The organism is Cyanobium sp. Aljojuca 7A6, assembly GCF_024346455.1.
Taxonomy (GTDB): Bacteria; Cyanobacteriota; Cyanobacteriia; order PCC-6307; family Cyanobiaceae; genus Cyanobium.
Window position 1 is genome coordinate 222,829 of the sequence record NZ_JAGQCY010000002.1, and the last position, 23,119, is coordinate 245,947.

The following is a 23,119-nucleotide window of genomic DNA, read 5'->3' on the forward strand; positions in this document are numbered from 1 at the left end:
GGGTGGAGCCTCAGCGGCTGGCCTGGCGCAGCAGCCAGAGCCCACCGGCCAGCCCGATGATCACGGGCAGCCAGGCCGCCAAGAAGGGCATCAAGGTGCCCGTCACCCCGAGGGAGCTGAAGATGAAGGACATCAGGTAGTAGCCAAAAATCAGCAGCACGCTGATGCCGAAACCCTGGCTGCGGCTCGTGCGGGAGTTGGGCCGGACCCCCAGGCTGCTGCCGATCAACCCAAACACCAGACAGATGGCCGGGAACGCGAACTTCTCCTGGATGCGCACCCGCAGGCGTCGTGCCTCCTTGGTGTTGTTGGCCTCCAACAGGAGCCGTTCCGCCGTGAGCGCCTGTCCGACGGTCATGGTGCTGGCGTCGGTGGGCAGCTGGGCCACCTCAATCGGATCTCGGGTGAAGGGGTAGAGGTAGCGGTCGAAGCTGGCGGAGGTGGTGGTGCCAGTGGCGACATCGATGTTGGTGATCCGGCCGTTGGTGAACTCCCACATCCCCTTCTCTTCATTCCATTTGCCAATCAGTGCCGTCAGCATCTGGCGATACCCTTCACGACTGAAGTCCAGCAACGTCACATCGAACATCACACCCTTGATGAACTTCCGGGCGAAAAAGATATGGCTCAGCACTTTGACCGAGTCGCCATTCGGCAACTTGGCGTCGCTGAAGCGGGAGTAGAGGGCGTTATCGCTCTGTTCGGTAGCGATGGCCTTGCCAAGGGCTCGCTCCAGGCTGTTGGTGGCCTCAAGATTGGCCCGTGGTACGACTGCGTCGTTGAAGACGAACGTGAGCAGGGACATCACCAGGGCCAGGGCCATGGCTGGCAGCACCATGCGACGGGTGCTCACCCCCACACTGCGCAGGGCCGTCAGTTCGCTGCTCCCCGACAGGCGGCTGTAGGCCAACAGGGTGGCCATCAGGGTCGCCATCGGGAAGGACAGGACCAGAAAGGAGGGCAGCCGCAGCAGCAGCACCTTGACGGCCGCCAGCACCGGCAGCCCCGACTCCGCAACCCGGCGCACCAGCTCGAACACGGCTCCCACCGACAGGGAGACAGCCGTGAAGGCGGCGATGCCAAACAGCAGAGGGCCCAGTTGCTCCTGCAGCAGCCAGCGATCCAGCAGGGGGAGATCGCGCCATCGCGGTGTTCGCTTCCAGTCCCGCAGCCGTTCACGGCTGGGCAACTGCAGCCAGGTGGGGCGCTTCTCCAGCAGGGCTGCCTTCAAAGCTGAAAGCCCTCACCGAGGTAGTGCCGCCGCACCAGGGGATCGTTGGCCACCGACAGGGAAGGACCGGACGCCAGGATCTTGCCATCAGCAAGGATGTAGGCACGGTCGGTGATCGCCAGGGTTTCCCGGACGTTGTGGTCGGTGATCAGCACCCCCATCTGACGGTGGCGCAGGCTTTCGATCAAGGTTTGGAGGTCGGCCACGGCCATGGGATCAACCCCGGCAAAGGGTTCGTCGAGCAGCAGATAGCGGGGACCGTGGTTTCCCACCGCCAGGGCCCTGGCCACTTCGCAACGGCGCCGTTCCCCGCCGGAGAGCTGGTAGCCGCGGCGGTACTGAAAGCTGCCCAGATGGAAGTCGTTGATCAGCTCCTCAAGGCGTTGGCGACGTCCAGCTGGCTCCGATCCGCTCTCCTGCAGGGCCAGCATCAGGTTGTCTCGCACACTCAGCTGGCGGAACACACTGGCCTCCTGGGGGAGGTAGCCGATGCCGAGCCTGGCCCGGCGGGGCATCGGCAGATGGGCGACGGAGTCTCCATCCAGCAGCACCTCGCCACAGTCGGGCCGAAGCAGCCCGGTGATCAGGTTGAAGGTGGTTGTCTTGCCGGCCCCGTTCGGACCGAGGAGCCCAACCACCTCACCCGGCTGAAGGTCCAGGCTGACGTCGCTCACCAGGGGACGGCCTGCAAGGGTGATGGCCACCCTCTCCAGTACCAGGCTCACGGCTTGGTGATGGCAGGCTTGGTGCTGCCCTGTTGCTGCAAGCGGAACTTGCTGAACACCTGCTTGCCGGCCGGTGGTTCCGCCACCATGCGCTCGCTGTCCAGCAGGTAAACAAGGCGCTCCGCCCGCAGGCGTTGGCCATCCGTATCGATCACGTCGACGTCGCCGGTGAGCACCAAACGCCCTTCGTTGCTGAAGTACTGCGCCTGCCGCGACGTCGCCGTCATGCCGCGATCGGCATAGACGATGCGTACGTTCCCCGTGGCGGTGACGATGCCGTTCTGATTGTCGGCCTGCTGGCTATCGGACTCGATCGTGACCATGCCCGTGGCGGCAGCTTTCGCCCTGGGGGCCTGGGCAGCGACGGGACGGGACGGCAGCAGCAGCAAGGCGGCGGCAGCGAGCCCGGCGGCAAGCACGAACAACAACGGGCGTTGGGGCAGGGCCAAGGTGGGAATCGTTGAGGCCTTGAGTGTGCTCAATGTACCGGCGACGTGCCCGCAGCTCGCGCCAGTTCCAGGCGCGGCAGGGGCAGGGAGTGGAGATCGCCCTGTTGCTGCAGGGCGCTAAGGCGCTCGGCTGCCATCAGTCGCAGGGGGGCCAGCGTCAAGCCAAGGGCTTCATCGCCGCAACGTCGCAGCCGCCCCAGGCCCTCGCCCATCAGCACCGTGGCGCCGTGACGGTTGTCCCGCTCCAGATGAAGTTCCGCCACAGCGATCTGCAGCAGGCCCTGCAGGACAGGACGCATGGGTCCCTGGGTCTCCTGCCACAGCGCCTCTAAGCCGTCGTGGCAGGCATACCAGTCGGCGTTGTTGAAATCCACCACCGCCTGCCGCAGGCGTGGGTCGGCCTGCAGCAGGGTTTCCTCGTCGGCGAGCGGGGAGCCTTCGCTCAACGCTTGGCGGGCTTTTTCACCGGCATCTTGCGCAGCCGGATCGACTCGGGCGTGACCTCCAGCATCTCGTCGGGGCCGATGTATTCGAGGGCCCGTTCCAGGGTCATCTGGATCGGCGACTGGAGGGTATCGAGTACCTCAGCGCCGGCCGAACGGATGTTGGTGACCTGTTTGGCCTTGCAGACGTTGAGTTCGAGATCGGGCGGACGGTTGTGCTCGCCGACGATCATCCCCTTGTACACCTTGGTGCCGGGGGTGATGAAGAACTGGCCGCGATCTTCGGCACCCTTGAGGGCATAGAAGGTGGCGGTGCCTTCCTCAAAGGCAATCAGCACGCCGTTGCGGCGGGCGTCGAAATCGCCCTGCATCGGGCGGTAGTCGAGGAAGGAGTGGCTCATGATGCCTTCACCGCGGCTGGCGCGAATGAACTCACCACGGAAGCCGATCAGGCCCCGGGAGGGCACCACAAACTCCAGCTGGGTGCGCCCATCACTGGTGGCCTCCATGTTCTGCATTTCACCTTTGCGCATGCCCAGCTTCTCGATGCAGCTGCCCACCGCTTCCTCGGGCACATCCATCACCAGGGTTTCGAAGGGCTCGTGGGGCGTGCCATCGATGGTGCGGAAGATCACCTGGGGCTGGGAGACCTGAAACTCGAAGCCTTCGCGGCGCATCGTCTCGATCAGGATGCCGAGGTGGAGCTCGCCCCGTCCGCAGACGGAGAAACGATCGGGGGAGTCGGTGTCCTCCACCCGTAGCGCCACGTTGGTAAGCAACTCGCGCTGCAGGCGATCCCGCAACTGACGGCTGGTGACGAACTTGCCCTCCTTTCCGGCGAACGGCGAGTCGTTGACCACGAAGGTCATCTGCAGGGTGGGTTCGTCCACCTTGATCAGCGGCAGGGCCTCGGGATGGTCGGGGCAGGCGATGGTTTCGCCGATGTTGACCTCATCGAAGCCGGCCACAGCCACCAGATCTCCGGCCCGGGCCTCAGGAATTTCCACCCGCTGCAGGCCCTGGAAGCCGAGCAACTTGCTGATCCGTCCGCGCTTGATGCTGCCGTCGTCGCGGATCAGGGCGACACTCTGGCCACCGACGATCGTGCCGTTGTGCACCCGGCCGATCATGATCCGGCCCAGGAAATCGGAATAATCGAGGGTGGTGACCTGCAGCTGCAGGGGCTTGGCGGGGTCACCCACCGGCGGCGGAACATGCCGCAGAATGGCATCGAACAGCGGCTTCATGTTGTCGCTCTCGGTCGCCATGTCGGGCTTGGCGTACCCGGCCATCCCGCTGCCGAAGAGATAGGTGAAATCGCACTGGTCGTCGTCAGCGCCGAGTTCCAGGAACAGATCCAGCACTTTGTCGACGGCCTGCTCGGGATCAACGCGGGCCCGGTCGATCTTGTTAACGAAGACGATCGGACGCAGGCCTTTTTCCAGGGCCTTCTTGAGCACGAAGCGGGTCTGGGGCATGGGGCCTTCGTTGGCATCCACGATCAGCAGACAGCCATCGACCATGCCGAGCACCCGCTCCACCTCACCACCGAAATCGGAGTGCCCGGGGGTGTCGACGATGTTGATGCGGATGCCGTTGTAATCAACGGCCGTGTTCTTGGAGAGAATCGTGATCCCCCTCTCCCGCTCCAGATCGTTGGAATCCATCACGCAGGTGGGCACCGCTTCGCCTTCGCGGAAGATGCCGGATTGCTCGAGCAGGGCATCCACCAAGGTGGTCTTGCCGTGGTCGACGTGGGCGATGATCGCGATATTGCGAATCGGGGCGCCTTTGATGTCGCCGCTCATGGGGATGTCGTCCTGCGTTGTAAGGGGGAAAGGTTCGACGGAATCGAATCGACGCCGATCGTTTCCAGGGAAACGACAGGTTGATGGCGAGACGAAGAAGGCATGTCGCTGCCAACGAGCCAGGGAAGTGGGCCGCTGAAGACGGGCCGCTTTTAATGGGGCCAACCAGCGCTCTGACGCTTCGTCAGGGTTTTCGGTGAAACCCTGCCGCGCCGGCCCGGTGGGACGTGTGGCGAACGTTGAAGCGAATCTTGATCCTACTCCCACCCCTTCCAGGCACCCAGGCGGCGGGTCTCCGCACCCTCCGGATCAGCGAGCCAGCCGCTGGGCCGGCTCGAACATCTCCAGGGCGTCGGTGGATCCTTCAAAGCGCCAGTGCCAAGGCTCATAGAGGACGCCTTGTTGGTTGCCCTTCGGAAAGGAACGCACGAAATGGAAACGGGCGGCGTGGCGATCCAGCCAGCGGTAGGCGTCGGTGTTTTCGAAGCTCTCCATCAGGTTGGTGGCGGGCAGGCGGCCGTCGCCCAGGTCCACCGCATAGCCGGTGCTGTGTTCGGAAAAGCCCGGCGGGGCGCTGACCCGGGCCCGGTCGGCTGAGGTCTGGTTGCGCTCGGCCTTGACATCAAAGAAGAGCTGCTTCTGCAGAGCGAGGCTGCGGTAGGCACTCAGAACTGTCAAAACAATGCCGTCGGCCTCAGCGGCGGCCCGCATCGCCTCCAACGCCCGGGCGGCCTGTGGCTGCAACAGCAGGCCCGGGGCAATCGCCACCAGATCCTCCGGGTTGGCCTCGGGGTAGGGGAAATGACCGAGTAACCGCCCATCCGGCCCCAGACGGGCCGCCAGTCCCGGCACCGGCGTGGGGGTGATCAGGCGGCGAAGCGGGCCGATCAGCAGCAGCACCGCACCACCGGCCAGCAGGGCACTGGTGAGCAGGACCTGAACCAAACGCCTGGGAAGGGAAGCCTGGCGGCGGGGACGGGGCGTGCTGCGCCTGGCCAGCGGAATGTCATCACCGGACCCTGGGGCGGACACTCCCTCAACGGCAAGCCAACGCTGATCTTAGGTGGGGGCTCATTTCAGTGGTTTTTCTACAGGACGGATGCCTGCCCGGCGGTGTTAGCTTCCACGCCACAGTCCAATGGCGGAGCAGGTTTCAAGATGTTGCGAGTGGCAGTCGTGGGCGGCGGTCCCAGCGGTTCCTGTGCTGCGGAAGTTCTCGCCAAGGCAGGCATCCAGACCTGGCTGTTCGAGCGCAAGCTCGACAATGCCAAACCCTGCGGAGGCGCGATCCCGCTCTGCATGGTGGAGGAGTTCGACCTGCCGGAATCCATCATTGACCGCAAGGTGCGGAACATGCGGATGATCTCTCCTTCCAACAGGGAAGTGGACATCCACCTCGAAAACAGCAACGAGTACATCGGCATGTGCCGCCGGGAAGTTCTCGACGGCTACCTGCGCAATCGGGCCGCCGATCTGGGGGCGCAGCTGGTCAATGGCCTGGTGCAGAGCATCGACACCGGCAAGCAGCGTCAGGGCCCCTACACCCTCCATTACGCCGACTACTCCTCCGGAGGCCCCACCGGTGAACTGAAGACCCTCGAGGTGGATCTGATCGTCGGGGCCGACGGCGCCAACAGCCGCGTGGCCAAGGCCATGGATGCGGGTGATTACAACGTGGCGATCGCCTTCCAGGAGCGCATCCGCCTGCCAGCCGAGGAGATGGCGTATTACGAGGATCTGGCGGAGATGTATGTCGGCACCGATGTGTCTCCTGATTTCTACGCCTGGGTCTTCCCCAAGTACGACCACGTGGCGGTGGGCACCGGCACGATGCAGGTCAACCAGTCGCTGATCAAGGGCCTGCAGAAGGGCATTAGGGCGCGGGCCAGCCGACGCCTTCTGCGCGGCGAGGTGATCAAGGTGGAAGCCCATCCGATTCCCGAGCATCCTCGCCCGCGGCGGGTTGTGGGCCGCATGGCTCTGGTGGGGGACGCGGCCGGTTACGTCACCAAGAGCTCCGGCGAGGGCATCTACTTCGCCGCCAAGAGTGGCCGGATGTGTGCCGAGGAAATCGTGGCGGCCAGCGCCTCCGGCAGCCGCATTCCCACCGAGAAGGACCTCAAGGTCTACATCCGCAAATGGGACCGCAAGTACGGCGCCACCTACAAAGTCCTGGAGCTCCTGCAGAACATCTTCTACAGCAACGATGCCGCCCGTGAGGCGTTCGTGGAGATGTGCGATGACAAGGACGTGCAGCGTCTCACTTTCGACAGTTACCTGTATAAGCGGGTGGTGATGATGAACCCCTGGCAGCAGATCAAGCTGACCGTCCTCACCCTGGGTGCGGTGCTTCGGGGCCAGGCCCTGGCCCCCGCCGGCTACAAGCCGGTGCCCAGTGCCGTTCGCTCGGCCGAGGAGGCGGAAGCGATTTTCCTGGCCGCAGAGCCGCGCTCTTCCATGAAGCCTGCAGGCGTGCATGCCACCACGGCGGTTGTGGATCCCCAGGCCGGTGGCGATTCCGCCAAGGAACCGGAGCTGGTGGCCAAGTGAGAAACCGTTCAGGCCGTCCCCTCGGCCTGCGCTGAGGTCTTAGCGGTGCGACTCACCAGGAGTTTGTCGACCCGATTGCCATCCATATCCACCACTTCGATCTGAAGGTCATCCCACGCGAAGGACTCTCCGGCCCGGGGGATGTGCTCGAGATGGTGCATCACGAAGCCACCCAGGGTCTGGTAGCCCCCGCGGACTTCCTCCGGTAGTCGTCCTTTCTGCACCAGGTCCTTGAAGTCGGCGATATCGAGGGCGCCATCCAGGAGCCAGGAACCATCCTGGCGGACGATGATCATCGGGTCTTCTTTGTCCCTCGCCGAGGAAAGATCTCCCACGATCGCTTCCATCATGTCGTTGAGGGTGACCAGTCCCTCAATGCCACCAAATTCATCGGTCACCAAGGCGATGTGTACCCCACTGGTTCTGAATTGATCGATCAACTTCAGGGCTCTGGTGCTCTCGCCCACGTAGAGCGGCGGCTGCAGAAAGGCCTCGATTTCCCGGGGGCCCTCTCGGAGCTGGGCCGCCAGAAAGGTGCGGCCACGCACCACGCCCACACAGGCGTCCAGGCTGTCGCGCGCCACCGGGAACAGGGAGTGATTCACCGCCATCACCCGCTCGAGATGGGATTGGGGCGACTCAGAGAGATCCAGCCAGCAGATGTCGGTGCGGGGGGTCATGATCGCCTTGACCGGCCGATCGGCCAGGCGAAACACACGCTCCACCATGGCGTGCTCCACCACATCGAACAGGCCTGATTCCTTGCCCCTGCGCAGCAGGGTCCGGATCTCGTCTTCGGTGATCTCCGGCTCACCACTCTCGCCGACGCCCATCAGGCTGAGCAGTCGATCGGTGGACGAGCCGAGCAGGTGGGCCAGGGGGGCTATCCAGCGCGACAGGGTCCGCATGGGAGGTGCCACCAGGCAGGCGATGCGCTCCGGGTCACTGAGGGCGATGCGCTTCGGCACCAGTTCCCCCACCACCAGGGAGAGAAAGGTGATCAGTGTCACCACGATTCCCAGGGCCAGGGGTTCGGCCCAGGCGCGCAACGGAGGCAGGGTCTCCAGCAGCGGCTGCAAGCCCTCGGCCACCCTCGAGCCGCCCAGGGCGCCGCTGAGGATGCCGATCGAGGTGATGCCGATCTGCACCGTCGAGAGAAAATCATTGGGGGAACGGATTAGTTTCAGAGCCACTTCCGCCTTCGCATCCCCAGCCTCGGCCTGGTGCTCAAGGCGCAATCTCCGAGCCGACATCATGGCCAACTCCGAAGCTGAGAAGATCCCGTTGATCAGAATCAACAGGACGATGAGAAAACCGTCGAAAAGCATTGGCAAATCCAGTGATGACCCCACGGCCTCTGCGAACGGATGGGAAGGACAAGTTAATTGACACCCGTGGAAGCTCCATGGCAGGAAGCCCTTCTCTGGAGACTGCCACAGCGCTTCATGAATCGGATTAGCGTCAGACAATTATCGCGTCAGTCTGCGAACGGAGCCCTCGCGACTGGCCAGCCGCCGAACCCTCAGCGATCGTCACCGATGCATTGGCAGCCACTGGGCCAGCGGAACCGACAACCTGAATGGATGGATCAGATCGGCATCGATGCCGCTGCGCACGACCAAGCCTTGCAAGGTCTGCGCCGGATCAATGCCTTGAGCGGTGCTGTGGGGTCCCTGTTCACGGAGATCAAGGCCCTGGCCGCTGAACAGGCGCACAGCCGCCCCCTGCGAATCCTGGATGTGGCCTGCGGCGGCGGTGATAACAGCATCGCCCTGGCGGAACGCTGCCGAAACCATGGTCTGGCCGTGCAGGTCGACGGCTGCGATCTGAGCCAGCAGGCAGTGACCATCGCCAGTCGCACTGCCGCCGGAAAGCATCTGAAGGCCACCTTCTTCCAAGCCGACGCCTTGAGGGATCCCCTGCCGCTCGATTACGACGTCGTGGTCTGCAGTCTGTTTCTGCATCATCTCGATGAGACCGCCGCCGTCGAACTGCTGCGCCGCATGGGCCAGTGCTGCCGCCAGCTCGTACTGGTGAACGACCTGATCCGCAGTCCCCTCGGGTATGGGCTGGCGTGGGTGGGCTGTCGCCTGCTGAGTCGCTCCCCGATCGTGCATTTCGATGGTCCCGTTTCGGTGCAAGGGGCTTTCCGGATGGACGAGGCCCTGGATCTGACGATCCAGGCCGGCCTTGGGGGGGCCCGCGTCCGGCGCAGCTGGCCGGAGCGCTTCCTGCTCAGCTGGCGACGACCCGCCCTGGTCCTTCAGGCCCCATGAGCGCACCGGAGTGGGATGTGATCGTGCTCGGGGCAGGTCCCGCTGGCGCCCTGGCGGCCCACCAGCTCTCCAGGCAGCGGCTGCGGGTGCTGCTGGTGGAGAAGCGCGCCTTTCCACGCTGGAAAGTCTGCGGCACCTGCCTCAACGGGGTGGCCCTCGGGGCGCTGGCACAGGCCGGTCTCCCGGGCCTGGTGGAGCAGCTGGGCGGTGTGCCCCTCGTCCGGCTGCGACTCGGCCTGCAGAAGCACCAGACGGACCTGGCCATCCCCCTGGGCCGGGCGCTCTCCCGGGGCAGCCTCGACCTGGCCCTCTGCGATGCCGCGGTGGCCGAAGGAACGGTGTTGCGAATGAACACCGAGGCCACGGTGGCTGGCCCCTGTCCAGGCGGCCGGCAGGTGCGACTCAACAGCGGCGCCATGCCTGAAACCACCAGCGCCAGGGTGGTGCTGCTGGCGACCGGGCTGGGCAGCTCAGGACTGAACCCTGCCAGCCCGATCCGGACTCGGGTCCAGGCCCACTCCAGAGTGGGTGCCGGCTGCCGGGTGGACGCCGGCGCCAGCCGCTATGGCCGGGGCACGATCCACATGGCGATCGGACGGCACGGCTACGTCGGGCTGGTGCGCACCGAAGCCGGTGATCTCAACCTGGCGGCGGCCTTCGACCGGGCCCATCTGATCCAGGCGGGAGGAGCGGCCCTCGCCGCCGCCGGCGTGCTGGCGGAGGCCGGATTCGATCCCGTCCCCCAGGCGTCCGCCGCCACCTGGCTGGCCACCCCGGCCCTGACCGTTGGCCGTTGGCCGTTGGCGTCCGAGCGGTTGCTGTTGCTGGGGGACGCTGCCGGTTACGTCGAACCCTTCACGGGGGAGGGCATGGGCTGGGCGCTGGTGGGAGCTCTGGCGGCAGTGCCGCTGGTGCTGCAGGGCCAACACCAATGGAGCAGGGAGCTCGAACGGCAATGGGGCCAGCGCCACCGGCAGCTGATCGGATCTCGCCAACGCCTCTGTCGTGGACTGGCCTTCGCCCTGCGGCGTCCTGGCCTCAGCCGCGCTCTCCTGGCAGCGCTGGACCGCTGGCCGATCCTGGCTGCGCCCTTCCTGCACTCCATCGATGGCGCCAGCTTGACCCCGCTTGTCTCCAGGCCATGTCCCTGACCATTCAGGGCCTGGGAACGGCCCTGCCACCTCAGCGCATCGCCCAGGGCGATGCCGCCACCATCGCGGCCCAGGTGGCCCTGCCCAACCAGGTCCCCTCTCCAGGCCAGCGCCGACTCCTGGATACCCTGCATCGCCGCTCGGGCGTCGCCACGCGCCACAGCGTCCTGCTCGATCCCCCCGGCAACGACCCCCGACAAACCTTCTTTGGAGCCACAAGCCCCGGCACCGGGGAGCGAATGCGCCGCTATGCACGGGAGGCACCACCCCTGGCCCTGCGTGCCGTCGAGGGAGCCCTCGCACAAGCCCGGGTGTCCCCGGAACGGATCACCCATCTGATCACGATCTCCTGCAGCGGCTTCGCGGCCCCCGGCATCGATCTCGCCTTGATGGCCGCCCTGCCGATGGACGCTGGCCTGGCGCGGACCCATGTGGGATTCATGGGCTGCCACGGGGCCCTCAACGGTCTGAGGGTCGCCGCCGGGTTCACCGCTGCCGAGCCGGGGGCCTGTGTGCTGCTCTGTGCCGTCGAGCTCTGCAGCCTCCATCTCCAGTACGGGTGGGATGCCGAGCGGATCGTGGCCAATGCCCTGTTCGCCGATGGGGCCGCCGCCCTGGTGGCCACCGGGGAGGCCCGGGCAGAGGGGGGCCCAGCCGCGGAGCCGCTGGGCCGGTTGATCGCCAGCGGCTCCCTTGTGGTGCCAGGCAGCACCGATGCCATGTCCTGGGAGATTGGTGACCACGGCTTCGCCATGGGCCTGTCTCCACAGGTTCCTGATCTGATCAGCGAGCATCTGCGTCCCTGGCTGGAGGGGTGGCTGGCCTCCCACCACCTCACCTGCGCCGCCATCGGCTCCTGGGCCGTGCATCCCGGCGGGCCCCGCATTCTTTCAGCGGTCACCCAGGGCCTGGGGCTCGATCCACGACTGATCGAACCCTCGCGGTCGGTACTGCGGGACTACGGCAACATGTCGTCCCCGACGCTGCTGTTCATCCTCGAGCGGCTGCGGCGTTGCGGCGCCCCCGGGCCCTGCCTGGCCATGGCCTTCGGACCTGGCCTGTGCATCGAAGTGGCCCTGCTGGAGTGATCCAGCCTCAGCAACGCTGACCGCCTGCTGGCCGCTTCAGCCCCCCAGGCGGGTGAAGTCGGCAAGCACGGCGGCCTGGTTGCGCAGCACGGCCAGGAGCCGCAATCGGTTGCGGCGCACCTCAGGTTCCTCACACATCACCATGACGCTGTCGTCGCCATCAAAGAAGGCGGCCAGGGTGGCTCCGCTCTCCCCCAGCAAACGGGCGAGGGGCTCGTAGCGGGCAGTTCCGGTGGCGCCGGCATGCAGGGCCAACCGCTCCAGCACCGACAGCACCGCAGCCTCACTGGGGGAAACGAAGAGCTCCGGGTCCACCACGCCAGCCGGGCTGAGGACGTCAGCGGCCAGATCGGCGTGTTCGGCCAGGCGAGAGGCCCGTTGCACCACCGCTTGCACCAGGGGCAGGCGCTCCTCCAGGCGCAGGCTCCGCAGCAGCTCCACCCGGGCCCGGGCATCGGCCGGATCCCGCAACAGCCGCTCCAGGGAAGCGCCCTCTCCGGCCACGGCCTGCACCAGATCGGCGCTGGAGCCCTCCTCCTCCAGCAGGCTGGCGAGGCGCTGACGCAGGAAGTCGAGCAGGTCGGACGCCAAGACGAGTGGCTCGACCGCCAGGGCGGGCAGCAGGACCTGCCAATGGGCCGTCGCTTCGGCCATCACGGCCACCAGATCAAGCGACCAGCCTCGATCCCAGAGGATCTGCAACACACCGTTACCGGCACGGCGCAGGGCATAGGGGTCGGAGGAGCCGCTGGGCCTCTCTCCCCTGGCGAAAATGCTCAGCAGGAGCTCCAGTCGCTCGGCCAGGGCCAGCAGGGCGCCCGCCTCCGAACCCGGCAGGGCATCGCCGGCCCCACGGGGCTGGTAGTGCTCCAGCACCGCCAGGGCCACGGCGCGGGTTTCCCCCTCCGCCAGCAGGTATTTGGCCCCCATGATCCCCTGCAACTCCGGGAATTCCCCCACCATCTGGCTGACCAGGTCGTGCTTGCAGAGGGGAGCGGCCCGGCGGGCGGCGCTGGCAGCCTCCTCGCCGATCGGCAGATGGCGACAAAGCTGATCGGCCAGCCAGGCGAGACGCCGGCTGCGGTCGGCCAGGCTTCCCAGCCCTTCGGCAAAGGTGACCCGGTCGAGGGCTTCCACCCGCTCGCCGCTGCTCTGACGGCGATCCGCCGCCAGGAAGAAGGCTGCGTCCGCCAGGCGCGCCCGCAGCACCCGCTCATTGCCGCGGCGAATCGTATCGGCGGCGGCCTCCAGACCATTGGAGATGCAGAGGAAGCGCGGCATCAGCACCGCCTCCGCCACCAGGGCGAGGGGATCGCCTGAGGCCCCCGAGAGGCGCAGGGGCACATAGCGCTGGTGGGAACGCATCACCGTGCTGAGCACCTCCGGCGGCAGGGCCAGATAGGCGCTGTCGATGCGTCCCTCGATCAAGCGGGGGGATTCCACCAGGTCAACCAGTTCGTCGAACAGCGCCTCTGGCAGATCCAGCTCGGCCCCAGCCCGCTCGGCGGCCGCCTCCAGCTCATGGCGAATCCTCTGTCCCCTGGCCTCCCGGTCAACCTGCACATCGGCGGCCTCCAGGGTGGCGGCGTAGGCCCCGGCGGAGGGGATCACCACCGCTCCTTGATGCAGACGATGGCCGCGGCTGAGGCGGCCGCTGCTCAGGGGCGGATCCACATCAGTGAGCTGCACCGGAACAATCGCCCCATCCAGCAGCGCCACGAGCCAGCGCAGGGGCCGGCTGAAGCGGCCGTCGCCATCGCCCCAGCGCATGAAGCGCCGACCCTGCAGGGAGCGGATCCAGCCGGGGATGCAGCCAGCCAGTACCTCCTCGGCAGAGCGGCCGGCCTCAGTGGTACGGGCGAACACGAAGGGGCCCTTGTCGGTGTCGCGGATCTCCAGATGCTCCGGCCCGCAGCCACAACGGCGGGCGAAGCCCAGGGCCGCCTGGGTGGGCTGGCCATCGCGGAACGCCTGCTGGGCCGGGGGGCCCTTGCGGTCTTCGACCAGGTCCTGCTGGCGCTCGGGCAATCCGGCGATGGTCACCGCCAGCCGGCGGGGGGTGCCGCTGGCGGTGATTCTGTCCCAGGACAGGCGGGCTCCCTGCAGATCCCTGGCCACAATCGCCTCCAGCTGGGGCTGGGCCAGGCGCACGAAATCGGCCGGCAGTTCCTCGGTTCCGATCTCCAGAAGAAAGGTGGCCATGCGGGGGGGCGGGCAGGACGCGACTGTATGCAAAGGAGGGAGATGGCGATCAGCGCCAGCGGTCCGATCCGTCCCGTTCGCTAGTTTCGTTCCAACAACCCTTCTGCATGCCGATGTCCTCGACGACAGTCGCCGACAGCACGTCGCTCCCATCGGCATCCCCCGCCAAACCCCCCACCAAACAGGAGGCGCTCAAGGCTGGCAGCGGCCACCTGCATGACCCGCTGGCCGCCGAACTGGGCAACGCGTTGCCCAGCTTCACCGATCCCGCCGTCCAGATCCTCAAGTTCCACGGCAGTTACCAGCAGGACGACCGGGACAAGCGTCGCAAGGGGGCTGAAAAGGACTGGCAGATGATGCTGCGGTTGCGGAATCCCGGCGGGCGCATTCCCACCTCTCTGTATCTGGCTCTCGATACCCTCGCCGATCGGCTGGGCAACGGCACCCTGCGCATCACCACGCGCCAGGCCTTCCAGATGCACGGCGTGCTGAAGACGGACCTCAAGGAGGTGATCGGCGGCATCGTGCGGGCCCTTGGCTCGACGCTGTCGGCCTGTGGCGACATCAACCGCAACGTCATGGCCCCGGCCGCCCCCTTCGAGCGCGATGGCTACCCGGAGGCCCGTCTGCTGGCCGATCAGATCGCCGACCTGCTGGCGCCCCAGGCGGCCGAGGGGTCCTACCTGGACCTCTGGGTCGACGGCGACCTCAGCTACCGCATCAAGCCCAAGGGCCCCGTGAAGAAGGCGCGCAAGCTGCAGGAGAGCGGAGTCGTGTTCAGTGGCGACTCGGCCGAACCGCTCTACGGCGCTACCTACCTGCCCCGCAAGTTCAAGGTCGCCGTCACCGTTCCCGGTGACAACTCCGTCGACCTGCTGACCCAGGACATCGGCCTGGTGCTGTTCAGCGATCCCTCCGGCCGGCCGCTGGGCTGCAACGTCTACGTGGGCGGTGGCATGGGACGGACCCACAACAAGGAGGAGACCTTCGCCCGCACCGCCGATCCCCTCGGCTACGTGGCCGCCGCCCATGTGCTGGAGCTGGTACAGGCCATCGTGGCCCTGCAGCGCGACCATGGCGACCGCGAACAACGCCGCCATGCCCGGATGAAGTATCTGATCCACGACCGTGGTGTGGACTGGTTCAGGACCGAACTGGGGCGCTACTTTCCCCATCCGATCAAGGGGATGCGCCGCGAACCGACCGCCGTCCTCACCGATTACCTGGGTTGGCACCGCCAGTCGCCGGGCCTGTGGTTCGTGGGTCTGCCGGTGCTGTGCGGGCGTCTCCAGGGGGACCTCAAGACCGGCCTGCGACGTCTCATCGAGACCTACCAGCTGGAGGTGCGACTCACCCCCAACCAGGACCTGCTGCTCTGCAACATCGGCAGCGCCCAGCGGGTCTCGGTGCGGCAGGCCCTGGCGGAGCTGGGCCTCACCAGTCCAGAGGCCCCGCCCGCACTGGCGCGTCACGCCCTGGCCTGCCCGGCCCTGCCCCTCTGCGGCCTGGCCGTCACCGAGGCCGAGCGGGTCCTCCCCGATGTGCTCGCCCGCCTCGACGCGCTGCTGGAGCGCCTGGAGATCAGCAAGCCGCTCCTGGTGCGCATGACGGGCTGCCCCAACGGCTGCGCCCGCCCCTACATGGCCGAGATCGGGTTGGTGGGGAGCGCGGTCGACACCTACCAGCTATGGCTCGGCGGTAGCCATGGCCTCACGCGTCTGGCCAGGCCCTACCTGGAGAAAATGCCCCTGGAGGAGCTGGAAGCGACCCTGGAGCCCCTGCTGACGGCCTGGCGCGACAAGGGCGGCCCCCGTAGCCGCTTCGGCGACTTCACTGAACGGCTCGGCGACCAACGGGTGAGGGAGCTGCTCTCCCCCGCCTGATCCCGGCCGATCGATTCCTTCGAACCGACCCGGGAGCCCGCTTACGGTGGGGTCTGTCCGAATCGCGCGCATGCGGAACTCTGTGGCCGCTGCCATCCAGCCCCTGCTCCGCCCGCTCCTCTGCGGGGTGCTGCTGGGGCTGCTGCCTGGGCCTGGCGGGGCCAACGAGGCGGCAGAGCGACCCAACCCACCGCAGGCGCCTGTCAGGTACTTCGATTCAGACCCGCAGGCCTGCAAGCCGGAGTCGATCAGCGCCTCCTACAAAAGCCATCTGCTGCCCTTCGCTGACCAGAGCCCCGAAGTGCTGGCCAAATTGCGCCGGGTGCAGGACGACATGACCCTCGCCAGCCTCAAACGCTGCGTCCAGAAAGGTCTGCTGACCCGTCCCCAGGCCAGCGTTCTGTTCCGGGAACTGGGCCTGACCCTGCCTGACACGGTCATCCCCGTGGTCGGTGGCGCTCCACCCGCCACCCGTCAACCCTCCCCGGCGACGGCGCCATAACGAGCCTGTGGCTCCTGGCATCGCCAGGCCCAGAGCTGGTCGCCGTGGCTGAAATGCCACCACTCATTCGGGTGCTGGGCAAACCCCGCCGCTCCCATCACCGCCGCCAAAAGGCGCCGGCGGGCGTGCCAGTCGGCGGCCTCGCTGAGCGGGACGGCCCCGGCATAGTGATCGGGCTCGGAGATCGCCCCGATCGCGTCAATCTCCCCGCCCATCGCCAGGGGCTGGCCGCTGACGCCGGCCAGGGTGAGATCCACCGCAGCGCCAGTGCTGTGGGGGGGTGGGGTGGACGGATCGCTGCTCGGTGGTGCCCAGAAACGGTCCACCTCCGCCGCCACTCCCGCCTGGGCGTCCCCGCCGGCATCGGGATCGAGACCCCGCTCCCGGCAGGCCGCACGGAACGCGTGGCGGACCATGAACGCCTGGACGGCGATGGGGCGCCAGGCATCAAAAATGGCCAGCCGCCATTGGGGTTGTTGCTGCTGGAGCAGGGCCTGGGCCGTCTCCAGCCGGGTGATCACCGCGCGGCGCAGCCGGAACGGACTGGCGCCAGCGCCATAGGGCGCCCCCAGGACTTGATAGGGATGGGGTTCCAGGGGCCATAGCGTCGCCGGCAAGTCGCCCAGGGGCTCGCCAGCGTCGTCGATGGGGATCGGACTCCAGGGGCGGAGGGGGGGCATGGCTGGGGAGACCGCCTCGGTTCGCTGTCGTGGCTCAATTCAACTGGGCCGCCTCCACCGAACGGCGGCGCTGGGCTTCCAGGGCCGCGCGCAGGTGAGGGTGGCGTTCCAGGGTCGGATCCACCGCCAGTAGTCGCTGCGCCGCCGACCGGGCCTCCTCCAGCACGGCACCGTCGTCACTGAGACTGGCCAGGGCCAGGTCGGGCAAGCCCGACTGGCGGGTGCCGAGCACCTGGCCGGGCCCCCGCAGCCGCAAGTCCATCTCGGCGATCTCGAAGCCGTCGCCACTGCGGGCCAGCAGTTCCAGTCGCTGGCGGGCCATGGAGTTATCGCCTTCATGGAGCAGCAGACAGTGGGAGGCGGCGGCGCCCCGGCCAACCCGTCCCCGCAGCTGGTGCAGCTGGGCCAGGCCGAAGCGCTCGGCGTGCTCGATCACCATCACGCTCGCCTCCGGCACGTCCACCCCCACTTCCACCACCGTGGTGGAGACAAGCACCTGGGAGCGCCCCTCCTGGAAGGCGCTGATGGCGCGCTGCTTCTCCTCACCGCTCATGCGCCCGTGCAACAGACCCACCGCCAGGGTGGGGAACACCTCCTCATCCAGGTGGCGGTGCACCTCCACGGCGGAGCGCAGATCCAGCTTTTCTGATTCCTCCACCAGGGGCAGCACCACATAGGCCCGCTGGCCCTTGGCCACCTCCTGGCGCACAAGCTCCCAGGCACCGGGGCGCTCTGAGCCCCGCAGCAACCGAGTGCGGATCGGGGTGCGACCCGGCGGCAGTTCATCGATCTGGCTGATGTCCAGATCGCCATGGATCGAGAGGGCCAGGGTGCGGGGGATCGGGGTGGCGGTCATGGTGAGCAAGTGGGGCTGGAGTCCCTTGGCCAGGAGACGATTGCGCTGGCGGACGCCGAAGCGGTGCTGCTCGTCCACCACCACCAGGCCGAGGCGATCGAACTGGACCGGATCCTCGAGCAGAGCGTGGGTGCCCACCAGCAGGTTCACCTGCCCGTTGGCCAGGTCCTGCAGCAGCTGGCGGCGACGGCGGGCGGGGGTGGAGCCGGTGAGCAGCTCAAGGCTGACATTGAGCTGGGGCATCCAGCCGGCCAGCTTGTGAAAGTGCTGGGCCGCCAACACTTCGGTGGGCGCCATCAGGGCCCCCTGGCAGCCCGCCTGGATGGCGCCGAGCAGGGCCGCCAGGGCCACCACCGTCTTGCCACTGCCCACGTCGCCCTGGACCAGCCTGGCCATGGGCTGGGGCCTCTCCATGTCGGAGCGGATCTCTGCCAGCACCCGGTTCTGGGCGCCGGTGAGGGGAAAGGGCAGCAGGGCGAGGAACCGGCTCACCAGGTCCTCGCCGCCGCTGGGCAGCAGCAGCGGTGGGGCCGGTGAGCGCCGCAGGCGCTCACGCCGCTGGCCCAGGGCCAGCTGCAGCAGGAGGAACTCGTCGAACACCAGGCGGCGGCGGCAGCGCTGCAACTCCTCGCGGTCGGCGGGGCGGTGCAGGCCCTGCAGGGCCTCGCCACGGCGCACCAGGCCCAGCTCCAGCCGCAGGGGCTCCGGCAGGGGATCGGGCCAGCGGCACGCCGCGGGCAGCACCGCCGCGATGGCCCTGGCCAGGGTCTCGCCACTGAGACCCTCGGTGAGGGCATAAACGGGCACGAAGCGGCCGATCTGTTCCGACCGCAGCGGTGCCCCGGGGGCCTCCAGCACCTCCAGCAGGGGATCGGCGAAGCCGGGGCCGTAGGGGCTCTCCTTCACAAGGCCGCTCACGGCCACCGTGGCCCCCAGCGGGTAGAGCCGCTGCTGGGCTTTCAACCAGCCGGGGCTGCTGAAGCGGCGGCCCGCGAAGAACCGCGTCACCTTCAGGCGGCCCGTGACGTCCTGGAGGTGCAGCTCCAGGATCGCCAGATTCGGGTTTCGGGGGCTGCCGAAAGCATGGCAGCGCTGCACCGTGGCCACGATGGTGGCGGTGCGTCCCGGCTCCAGCGCGGCGATGCGCACCAGATGGGCGTAATCGAGATAGTCGCGGGGGTAGTGGTGCACCAGGTCATGCACCACCAGCAGCCCCAGGGCGGCCAGGCGGGTGGCGGCCTTCGAACCGATGCCGGCCACCTCCGCGAGGGGGGTCTGGTCCGTCAGGCGGACCGCTGCGCCGCTGCCTGTCCGCTCCGCCGCGGTGGGCGGCACCAGCCGCAGGCGGGGGGGAGCCACCGGCAAGATCTCCCGGCGGCGGCAACGCAGCTCGTGCAGGGCCTGCCGCAGTTGTCGCACCAGTGACTGGCGGGCCACCAGGCCAAGATCTCCATAGCCGCCGAAGGCCTGGGCCAGGGCGGCCAGCTGCTGGCGCTCAGCGGCCTCCAGTCCCGCCTCCGGAGCGGCGAGGCTGGCGGTGATGAAGCCGCTGAAGCGGTCCCGCCGTCCCTGGAGATCGCCAAAGCCGGCTTCGGCCTCGAGGCGACAGGCGAGCTGCAGGGGCGTGCACCAGGCGTCGACCGCCGAAAGGGCAGACACCATCCCCCCTTCTCCGGCGGAGGCCCCGGTCAGTCGCTCGGGATCGATGGGGGGCGGATGTCCTGCAGCCAAAGCTGTTCGGCCTGATGGATCCGCGACCTCCGTTGAAGGCGGCGGAACTGCTGGGCCATTCTGCGAACCTCCTGGCGATGCTGCTGCAGACGCCGCCGGCACGTCCGCAGGCGGGGTTCCTCCAGTTCCAGCTCCACGGCCCGCAGCAACACCGCCATGGTCTGGGCCTGGGTGGAGCGGCTGGGGCCGAATGGCAGGGGAAGACGCATCAGGTTGGCGGGGGCAGCCATGGTTTCCAGCTGACCGTCCAGGACCGCATCCAGCAGGCTCACCGGCAGCAGGCTGCTGCTGACACCGCACCGCAGCAACTCCACATTGATGGCATGGGACAGGTTGCGGAGCCGCCGGCCCAGGGCCAGCTCCATGCCGTCCATCCAGCGGAGCACCTGCTCGGGATCCTCCGGCAGCCGGCCGGCCTGCCACAGGGAGCGATCGTCTGTCGAAACAGGCTCTTCATCGTCGTCCTCGTCCTGCTCCAGCGCCTGGTCCTCGGGCTGTGCGTCCCCATCGGCGTCCTCGTCGGCCGCATCCTCGTCGTCGGAAGAGGTGCCGGCCCGACGGCCCAACGCTCCCAACAGGAAGGAGGATCCGGTCAGGGGTGGCGCCATGGCAATCTGAACCGACCCTGGCGGCAGGGGACCTGGGTCCGGGGAACGATCGCTGGTCTCCCCATTCCAGGTGAGCTCCTCCAGGAGCTGCTTCCGGTCGTGGCGCTCACGTCGCTCCTGCTCACGGGAGATCTGGGCGGCGAGGATCACCAGCTGCTCCACCGTCAGCAGGCTGGAGCAGCGACGCACCAGCTCCCCAATCTGGTCGAGCAGCAGGCGGCGGCGTTCGACAGGCAGCGCGACATAGCGCTGGGGGTGAACCTGGGTGGCGAGATGGAAGCAGGCCTGCTGCACCCGCTGGGGCAGCACCTGACGCAGCACCTGGAGATACAGAGCCACATGGCGGTAGAGCTCCGGGTTCGACTGCGTCAGCCGCCGGGTCAGCTGCAGCAGCTCACCCGGCAGATCGATCGCGTCGGACGGTTCTCTCAAAGGCTCGGGCTCAGGCCGCCGAGCCCATCGCCGCCACTTCCGCGGCGAAGTCGGACTGCTCGACCTCGATGCCCTCGCCGAGGGTGTAACGGGTGAAGCGGCGCACGCGGATGTTTTCGCCGGTCTTGCCGGCGGCCGACTTGACCATCTCACCCACTGTCTGGGTGTTGTCGCGGATGAAGGGCTGGTCCATCAGAGCCAGCTCCTTGAGGCGCTTGCCGATGCGCCCGGCCACGATCTTGACCTTCATCTCCTCCTTCTTGCCGGCGAGGTCGTCACGGCCCATCTCGATGGACTTCTCGCGCTCCGCCACTTCGGGGGGAATGTCATCGGTGGTGACGTATTCCACGTTGGGGCAGGCGGCGATCTGCATCGCCACGTTGCGAACCAGCTCCTGGAAGAGTTCACCCCGGGCGACGAAATCGGTCTCACAGTTCACCTCCACCAGCACGCCAACGCGGGCGCCGGTGTGGATGTAGCTGCCGACGGACCCTTCGGCTGCCGTACGGCCAGCTTTCTTCTCGGCGGTGGCGATGCCCTTCTGCCGCAGCCATTCGGCGGCCTTGGTGGCATCCCCACCGGACTCGGTGAGGGCCTTTTTGCAGTCCATCATGCCCGCGCCGGTCTTGTCGCGCAGTTCCTTGACGAGCTTCGCTGTGATCTCAGCCATGGGTGGGGAGGGAGGGAGGTCGGGAGGGAGAGAAAGGCTCAGGCGTCTTCGTCGCCGCTGCGCTGATCCTGGGCTCCATGGCGGCCTTCATTGATGGCATCCGCGAGGCGGCCCAGCACCAGTTGCACGGAACGCACGGCGTCGTCATTGCAGGGAATGGGGACGTCGCAGAGATCCGGATCGCAGTTGGTGTCAAGCATCGACACGAGTGGGATATCGAGCTTGCGGCACTCGAGCACGGCGTTGGTTTCACGGCGCTGATCCACCAGCACCACCACATCGGGCAGACGGCGCATGTTCTTCAGGCCACCGAGATACTTCTGCAGGCGGTCGAGTTCACGGCGCAGGACGGCGGCTTCCTTCTTGGGCCGCATGGCGATCGCACCGGAGGACTCCATCCGCTCCAGGTCCTTGAGGCGGTCGATGCGGGCGCGCATCGTGCTCCAATTGGTGAGCATGCCGCCCAGCCAGCGCTGGTTGACGTAAGAAGCTCCACAGCGGGCGGCTTCCTGGGCGATCACCTCAGAGGCCTGCTTCTTGGTGCCGACGAACAGAAAGCGCTTGCCGCTGCGGGCGGCACTGCGGGTCCATTTGTAGGCGTTGTTCATGCAGACGGCGGTCTGCACGAGATCGATGATGTGGACTCCGTTGCGCGCGCAATAGATGTAGCGCGACATCTTGGGATTCCAGCGACGGGTCTGGTGTCCGAAGTGGGCACCAGCTTCCATCATCTCGGAGAGAGTGACGACAGCCATTTTGGTTGGAGTGGGGTTTCGGGTTGGCCTCCACCTGCCAGGGATGCCGCGCCATAGGGAAGGCAGCGGATCACCCGAAACGTGCAGGTGTGCGGTGTTGGGGTTACCCCGTCAACCTACCAAATGGCCCTCCTGGCGGGCTTCGGCATGGAGGGCCCGCACCCCGAAGCGATTGAGGGGCAGCCGCAACAGCTCCATCGCCAGACCGGCCTTGCCGTGACGGATCAACCAGGCCAGTAAGGGCCGCAGGCTGCGTTCATTGATCAGGCCGCCCAGGGTGAGCAGCTCCCACAGCGCCAGGTGCAGCCAGGTGTACTGGATGATGAAGCGCACCCGCCAGGTGGGGTGCTTGCGGTAAAACACCAGGCCCATGCGGGCCCGTTCCCGTTCCACCCGCACCAGGTCAGGGATCTGCTCAAGGCTCAGGGGCGGATGCCAGTGGTAGCCAACGGCTTCAGGGCAGCGCACCAACCGCACGCCCATGCGCCGCAGCCGTTCCCCCAGCTCCAGGTCCTCCCAGCCGTAGAGGCGGAAGCCCGTGTCGAACAGACCCGACTGCTCCAGCACCCGGCGATCGATCGCCACGTTGCCCGTGGCGAAATAGGCCCAGGACAGGTCACTGAGCTTATGGGGTTCCGCCGTGGGCGCCTCGAAGTTGTGGGTGTTGATCACCGCGCCGTAGGTGAAGCAGAGTCGGTCGCCGCTCTCACTCCAGGCGCGCTGCAGGGCCGTGGCGTGGTGCAACAGGAAGCGCTCTGTCACCACCAGGTCGCTGTCGATGAAGACGATCACGTCGCCCCGGGCCTCGTCCACCCCCCGGTTGCGTCCTTCGGCGGGGCCGCCGTGGTCCTGGCGGATCAGGCGCAGGTGGGGGAAGGCGGTGGCATGGGCATCCAGCCAGCGCACCGTGTCATCGGTGGAGCCGTCATCCACAAGCACCACCTCATAGACCTGCAGGGGGCCGCCGGTCTCCTGCCGCTCCAGGGCCTGCAGGCACTGGCGCAGGATCGGCAGCCGGTTGTAGGTGGGGATGACGACGCTGATGAACATCGGGGTTCTGGGCGTGGCAGGGCCGCAGG

Annotated in this window: 20 protein-coding genes; 6 read left to right on the top strand and 14 right to left on the bottom strand. The window is 67.3% G+C overall.

Annotated elements, in window-relative coordinates; genetic code table 11:
• Window positions 1-10: 10 nt before the first annotated feature.
• From KBY95_RS02890 to KBY95_RS02915, 6 genes are all read right to left on the bottom strand, one after another.
• Window positions 11-1,231, bottom strand: coding sequence for an LptF/LptG family permease (locus KBY95_RS02890; RefSeq protein WP_254963174.1), 1,221 nt, complete (start codon window positions 1,229-1,231; stop codon window positions 11-13).
• Entirely contained in the window at window positions 1,228-1,956 is a 729-nt protein-coding gene (gene lptB, locus KBY95_RS02895; protein WP_254963175.1) for an LPS export ABC transporter ATP-binding protein, read from the bottom strand. The genes KBY95_RS02890 and lptB overlap by 4 nt, the downstream gene beginning before the upstream one ends.
• On the bottom strand, window positions 1,953-2,405 hold the full coding sequence (locus KBY95_RS02900) for an LptA/OstA family protein (protein ID WP_254963176.1): 453 nt from the start codon (window positions 2,403-2,405) through the stop codon (window positions 1,953-1,955). The genes lptB and KBY95_RS02900 overlap by 4 nt, the downstream gene beginning before the upstream one ends.
• Before the next feature lie 29 nt (window positions 2,406-2,434).
• Complete coding sequence (locus tag KBY95_RS02905; RefSeq protein ID WP_254963177.1) at window positions 2,435-2,851, bottom strand: DUF309 domain-containing protein; 417 nt, start codon at window positions 2,849-2,851, stop codon at window positions 2,435-2,437.
• Window positions 2,848-4,656 (bottom strand): translational GTPase TypA, encoded by a 1,809-nt coding sequence (gene typA / locus KBY95_RS02910; protein WP_254963178.1) that lies wholly within the window; start codon window positions 4,654-4,656, stop codon window positions 2,848-2,850. The genes KBY95_RS02905 and typA overlap by 4 nt, the downstream gene beginning before the upstream one ends.
• A gap of 309 nt (window positions 4,657-4,965) precedes the next feature.
• Window positions 4,966-5,688, bottom strand: coding sequence for a D-alanyl-D-alanine carboxypeptidase family protein (locus tag KBY95_RS02915; RefSeq protein ID WP_396094861.1), 723 nt, complete (start codon window positions 5,686-5,688; stop codon window positions 4,966-4,968).
• Window positions 5,689-5,814: 126 nt separating this feature from the next.
• Between KBY95_RS02915 and chlP the strand changes: the two genes are divergently transcribed.
• The gene (chlP, locus tag KBY95_RS02920) at window positions 5,815-7,206 is read left to right on the top strand and encodes a geranylgeranyl reductase (RefSeq protein ID WP_254963182.1); all 1,392 of its coding nucleotides are present in this window, start codon (window positions 5,815-5,817) and stop codon (window positions 7,204-7,206) included.
• Between the two features lie 8 nt (window positions 7,207-7,214).
• Here chlP and KBY95_RS02925 read toward each other — a convergent pair whose 3' ends face one another.
• Window positions 7,215-8,534 (bottom strand): hemolysin family protein, encoded by a 1,320-nt coding sequence (locus tag KBY95_RS02925; RefSeq protein ID WP_254963183.1) that lies wholly within the window; start codon window positions 8,532-8,534, stop codon window positions 7,215-7,217.
• 255 nt (window positions 8,535-8,789) lie between these two features.
• On the opposite strand from KBY95_RS02925, the gene KBY95_RS02930 reads away from it, so the two are divergent.
• From KBY95_RS02930 to KBY95_RS02940, 3 genes are read left to right on the top strand one after another with little or no spacing between them, the layout of a single operon-like run.
• On the top strand, window positions 8,790-9,482 hold the full coding sequence (locus tag KBY95_RS02930; protein WP_254963184.1) for a methyltransferase domain-containing protein: 693 nt from the start codon (window positions 8,790-8,792) through the stop codon (window positions 9,480-9,482).
• On the top strand, window positions 9,479-10,633 hold the full coding sequence (locus tag KBY95_RS02935; RefSeq protein WP_254963186.1) for an NAD(P)/FAD-dependent oxidoreductase: 1,155 nt from the start codon (window positions 9,479-9,481) through the stop codon (window positions 10,631-10,633). The genes KBY95_RS02930 and KBY95_RS02935 overlap by 4 nt, the downstream gene beginning before the upstream one ends.
• Window positions 10,624-11,721 carry a type III polyketide synthase gene (locus KBY95_RS02940; protein ID WP_254963188.1) on the top strand — a complete coding sequence of 366 codons (1,098 nt, stop codon included), beginning with the start codon at window positions 10,624-10,626 and terminating at the stop codon, window positions 11,719-11,721. Before KBY95_RS02935 ends, KBY95_RS02940 begins: the two co-directional genes overlap by 10 nt.
• Before the next feature lie 36 nt (window positions 11,722-11,757).
• Here KBY95_RS02940 and glyS read toward each other — a convergent pair whose 3' ends face one another.
• On the bottom strand, window positions 11,758-13,923 hold the full coding sequence (gene glyS, locus KBY95_RS02945) for a glycine--tRNA ligase subunit beta (RefSeq protein ID WP_254963189.1): 2,166 nt from the start codon (window positions 13,921-13,923) through the stop codon (window positions 11,758-11,760).
• 113 nt (window positions 13,924-14,036) lie between these two features.
• Between glyS and sir the strand changes: the two genes are divergently transcribed.
• Both sir and KBY95_RS02955 read left to right on the top strand, forming a co-directional pair.
• Window positions 14,037-15,806: a sulfite reductase, ferredoxin dependent gene (gene sir, locus KBY95_RS02950; protein ID WP_254963190.1), complete on the top strand. Its 1,770-nt coding sequence runs from the start codon at window positions 14,037-14,039 to the stop codon at window positions 15,804-15,806.
• A gap of 70 nt (window positions 15,807-15,876) precedes the next feature.
• Window positions 15,877-16,308: a hypothetical protein gene (locus KBY95_RS02955; RefSeq protein ID WP_254963192.1), complete on the top strand. Its 432-nt coding sequence runs from the start codon at window positions 15,877-15,879 to the stop codon at window positions 16,306-16,308.
• Here the strand turns inward: KBY95_RS02955 and KBY95_RS02960 are convergent.
• From KBY95_RS02960 to KBY95_RS02985, 6 genes are all read right to left on the bottom strand, one after another.
• Window positions 16,281-16,988 carry a M15 family metallopeptidase gene (locus tag KBY95_RS02960; protein WP_254963194.1) on the bottom strand — a complete coding sequence of 236 codons (708 nt, stop codon included), beginning with the start codon at window positions 16,986-16,988 and terminating at the stop codon, window positions 16,281-16,283. The two genes, KBY95_RS02955 and KBY95_RS02960, sit on opposite strands and share 28 nt — an antisense overlap.
• A 34-nt stretch (window positions 16,989-17,022) precedes the next feature.
• Window positions 17,023-19,506 (bottom strand): ATP-dependent DNA helicase RecG, encoded by a 2,484-nt coding sequence (gene recG, locus KBY95_RS02965; RefSeq protein WP_254963196.1) that lies wholly within the window; start codon window positions 19,504-19,506, stop codon window positions 17,023-17,025.
• 26 nt (window positions 19,507-19,532) lie between these two features.
• Window positions 19,533-20,615 carry a hypothetical protein gene (locus KBY95_RS02970; protein WP_254963198.1) on the bottom strand — a complete coding sequence of 361 codons (1,083 nt, stop codon included), beginning with the start codon at window positions 20,613-20,615 and terminating at the stop codon, window positions 19,533-19,535.
• Between the two features lie 10 nt (window positions 20,616-20,625).
• Window positions 20,626-21,285: a translation elongation factor Ts gene (tsf, locus tag KBY95_RS02975; RefSeq protein ID WP_254963199.1), complete on the bottom strand. Its 660-nt coding sequence runs from the start codon at window positions 21,283-21,285 to the stop codon at window positions 20,626-20,628.
• Between the two features lie 38 nt (window positions 21,286-21,323).
• Window positions 21,324-22,040, bottom strand: a complete 717-nt coding sequence (gene rpsB, locus KBY95_RS02980) for a 30S ribosomal protein S2 (protein ID WP_254963200.1) — start codon at window positions 22,038-22,040, stop codon at window positions 21,324-21,326.
• Window positions 22,041-22,151: 111 nt separating this feature from the next.
• Complete coding sequence (locus KBY95_RS02985) at window positions 22,152-23,090, bottom strand: glycosyltransferase family 2 protein (RefSeq protein ID WP_254963201.1); 939 nt, start codon at window positions 23,088-23,090, stop codon at window positions 22,152-22,154.
• Window positions 23,091-23,119: the final 29 nt, after the last annotated feature.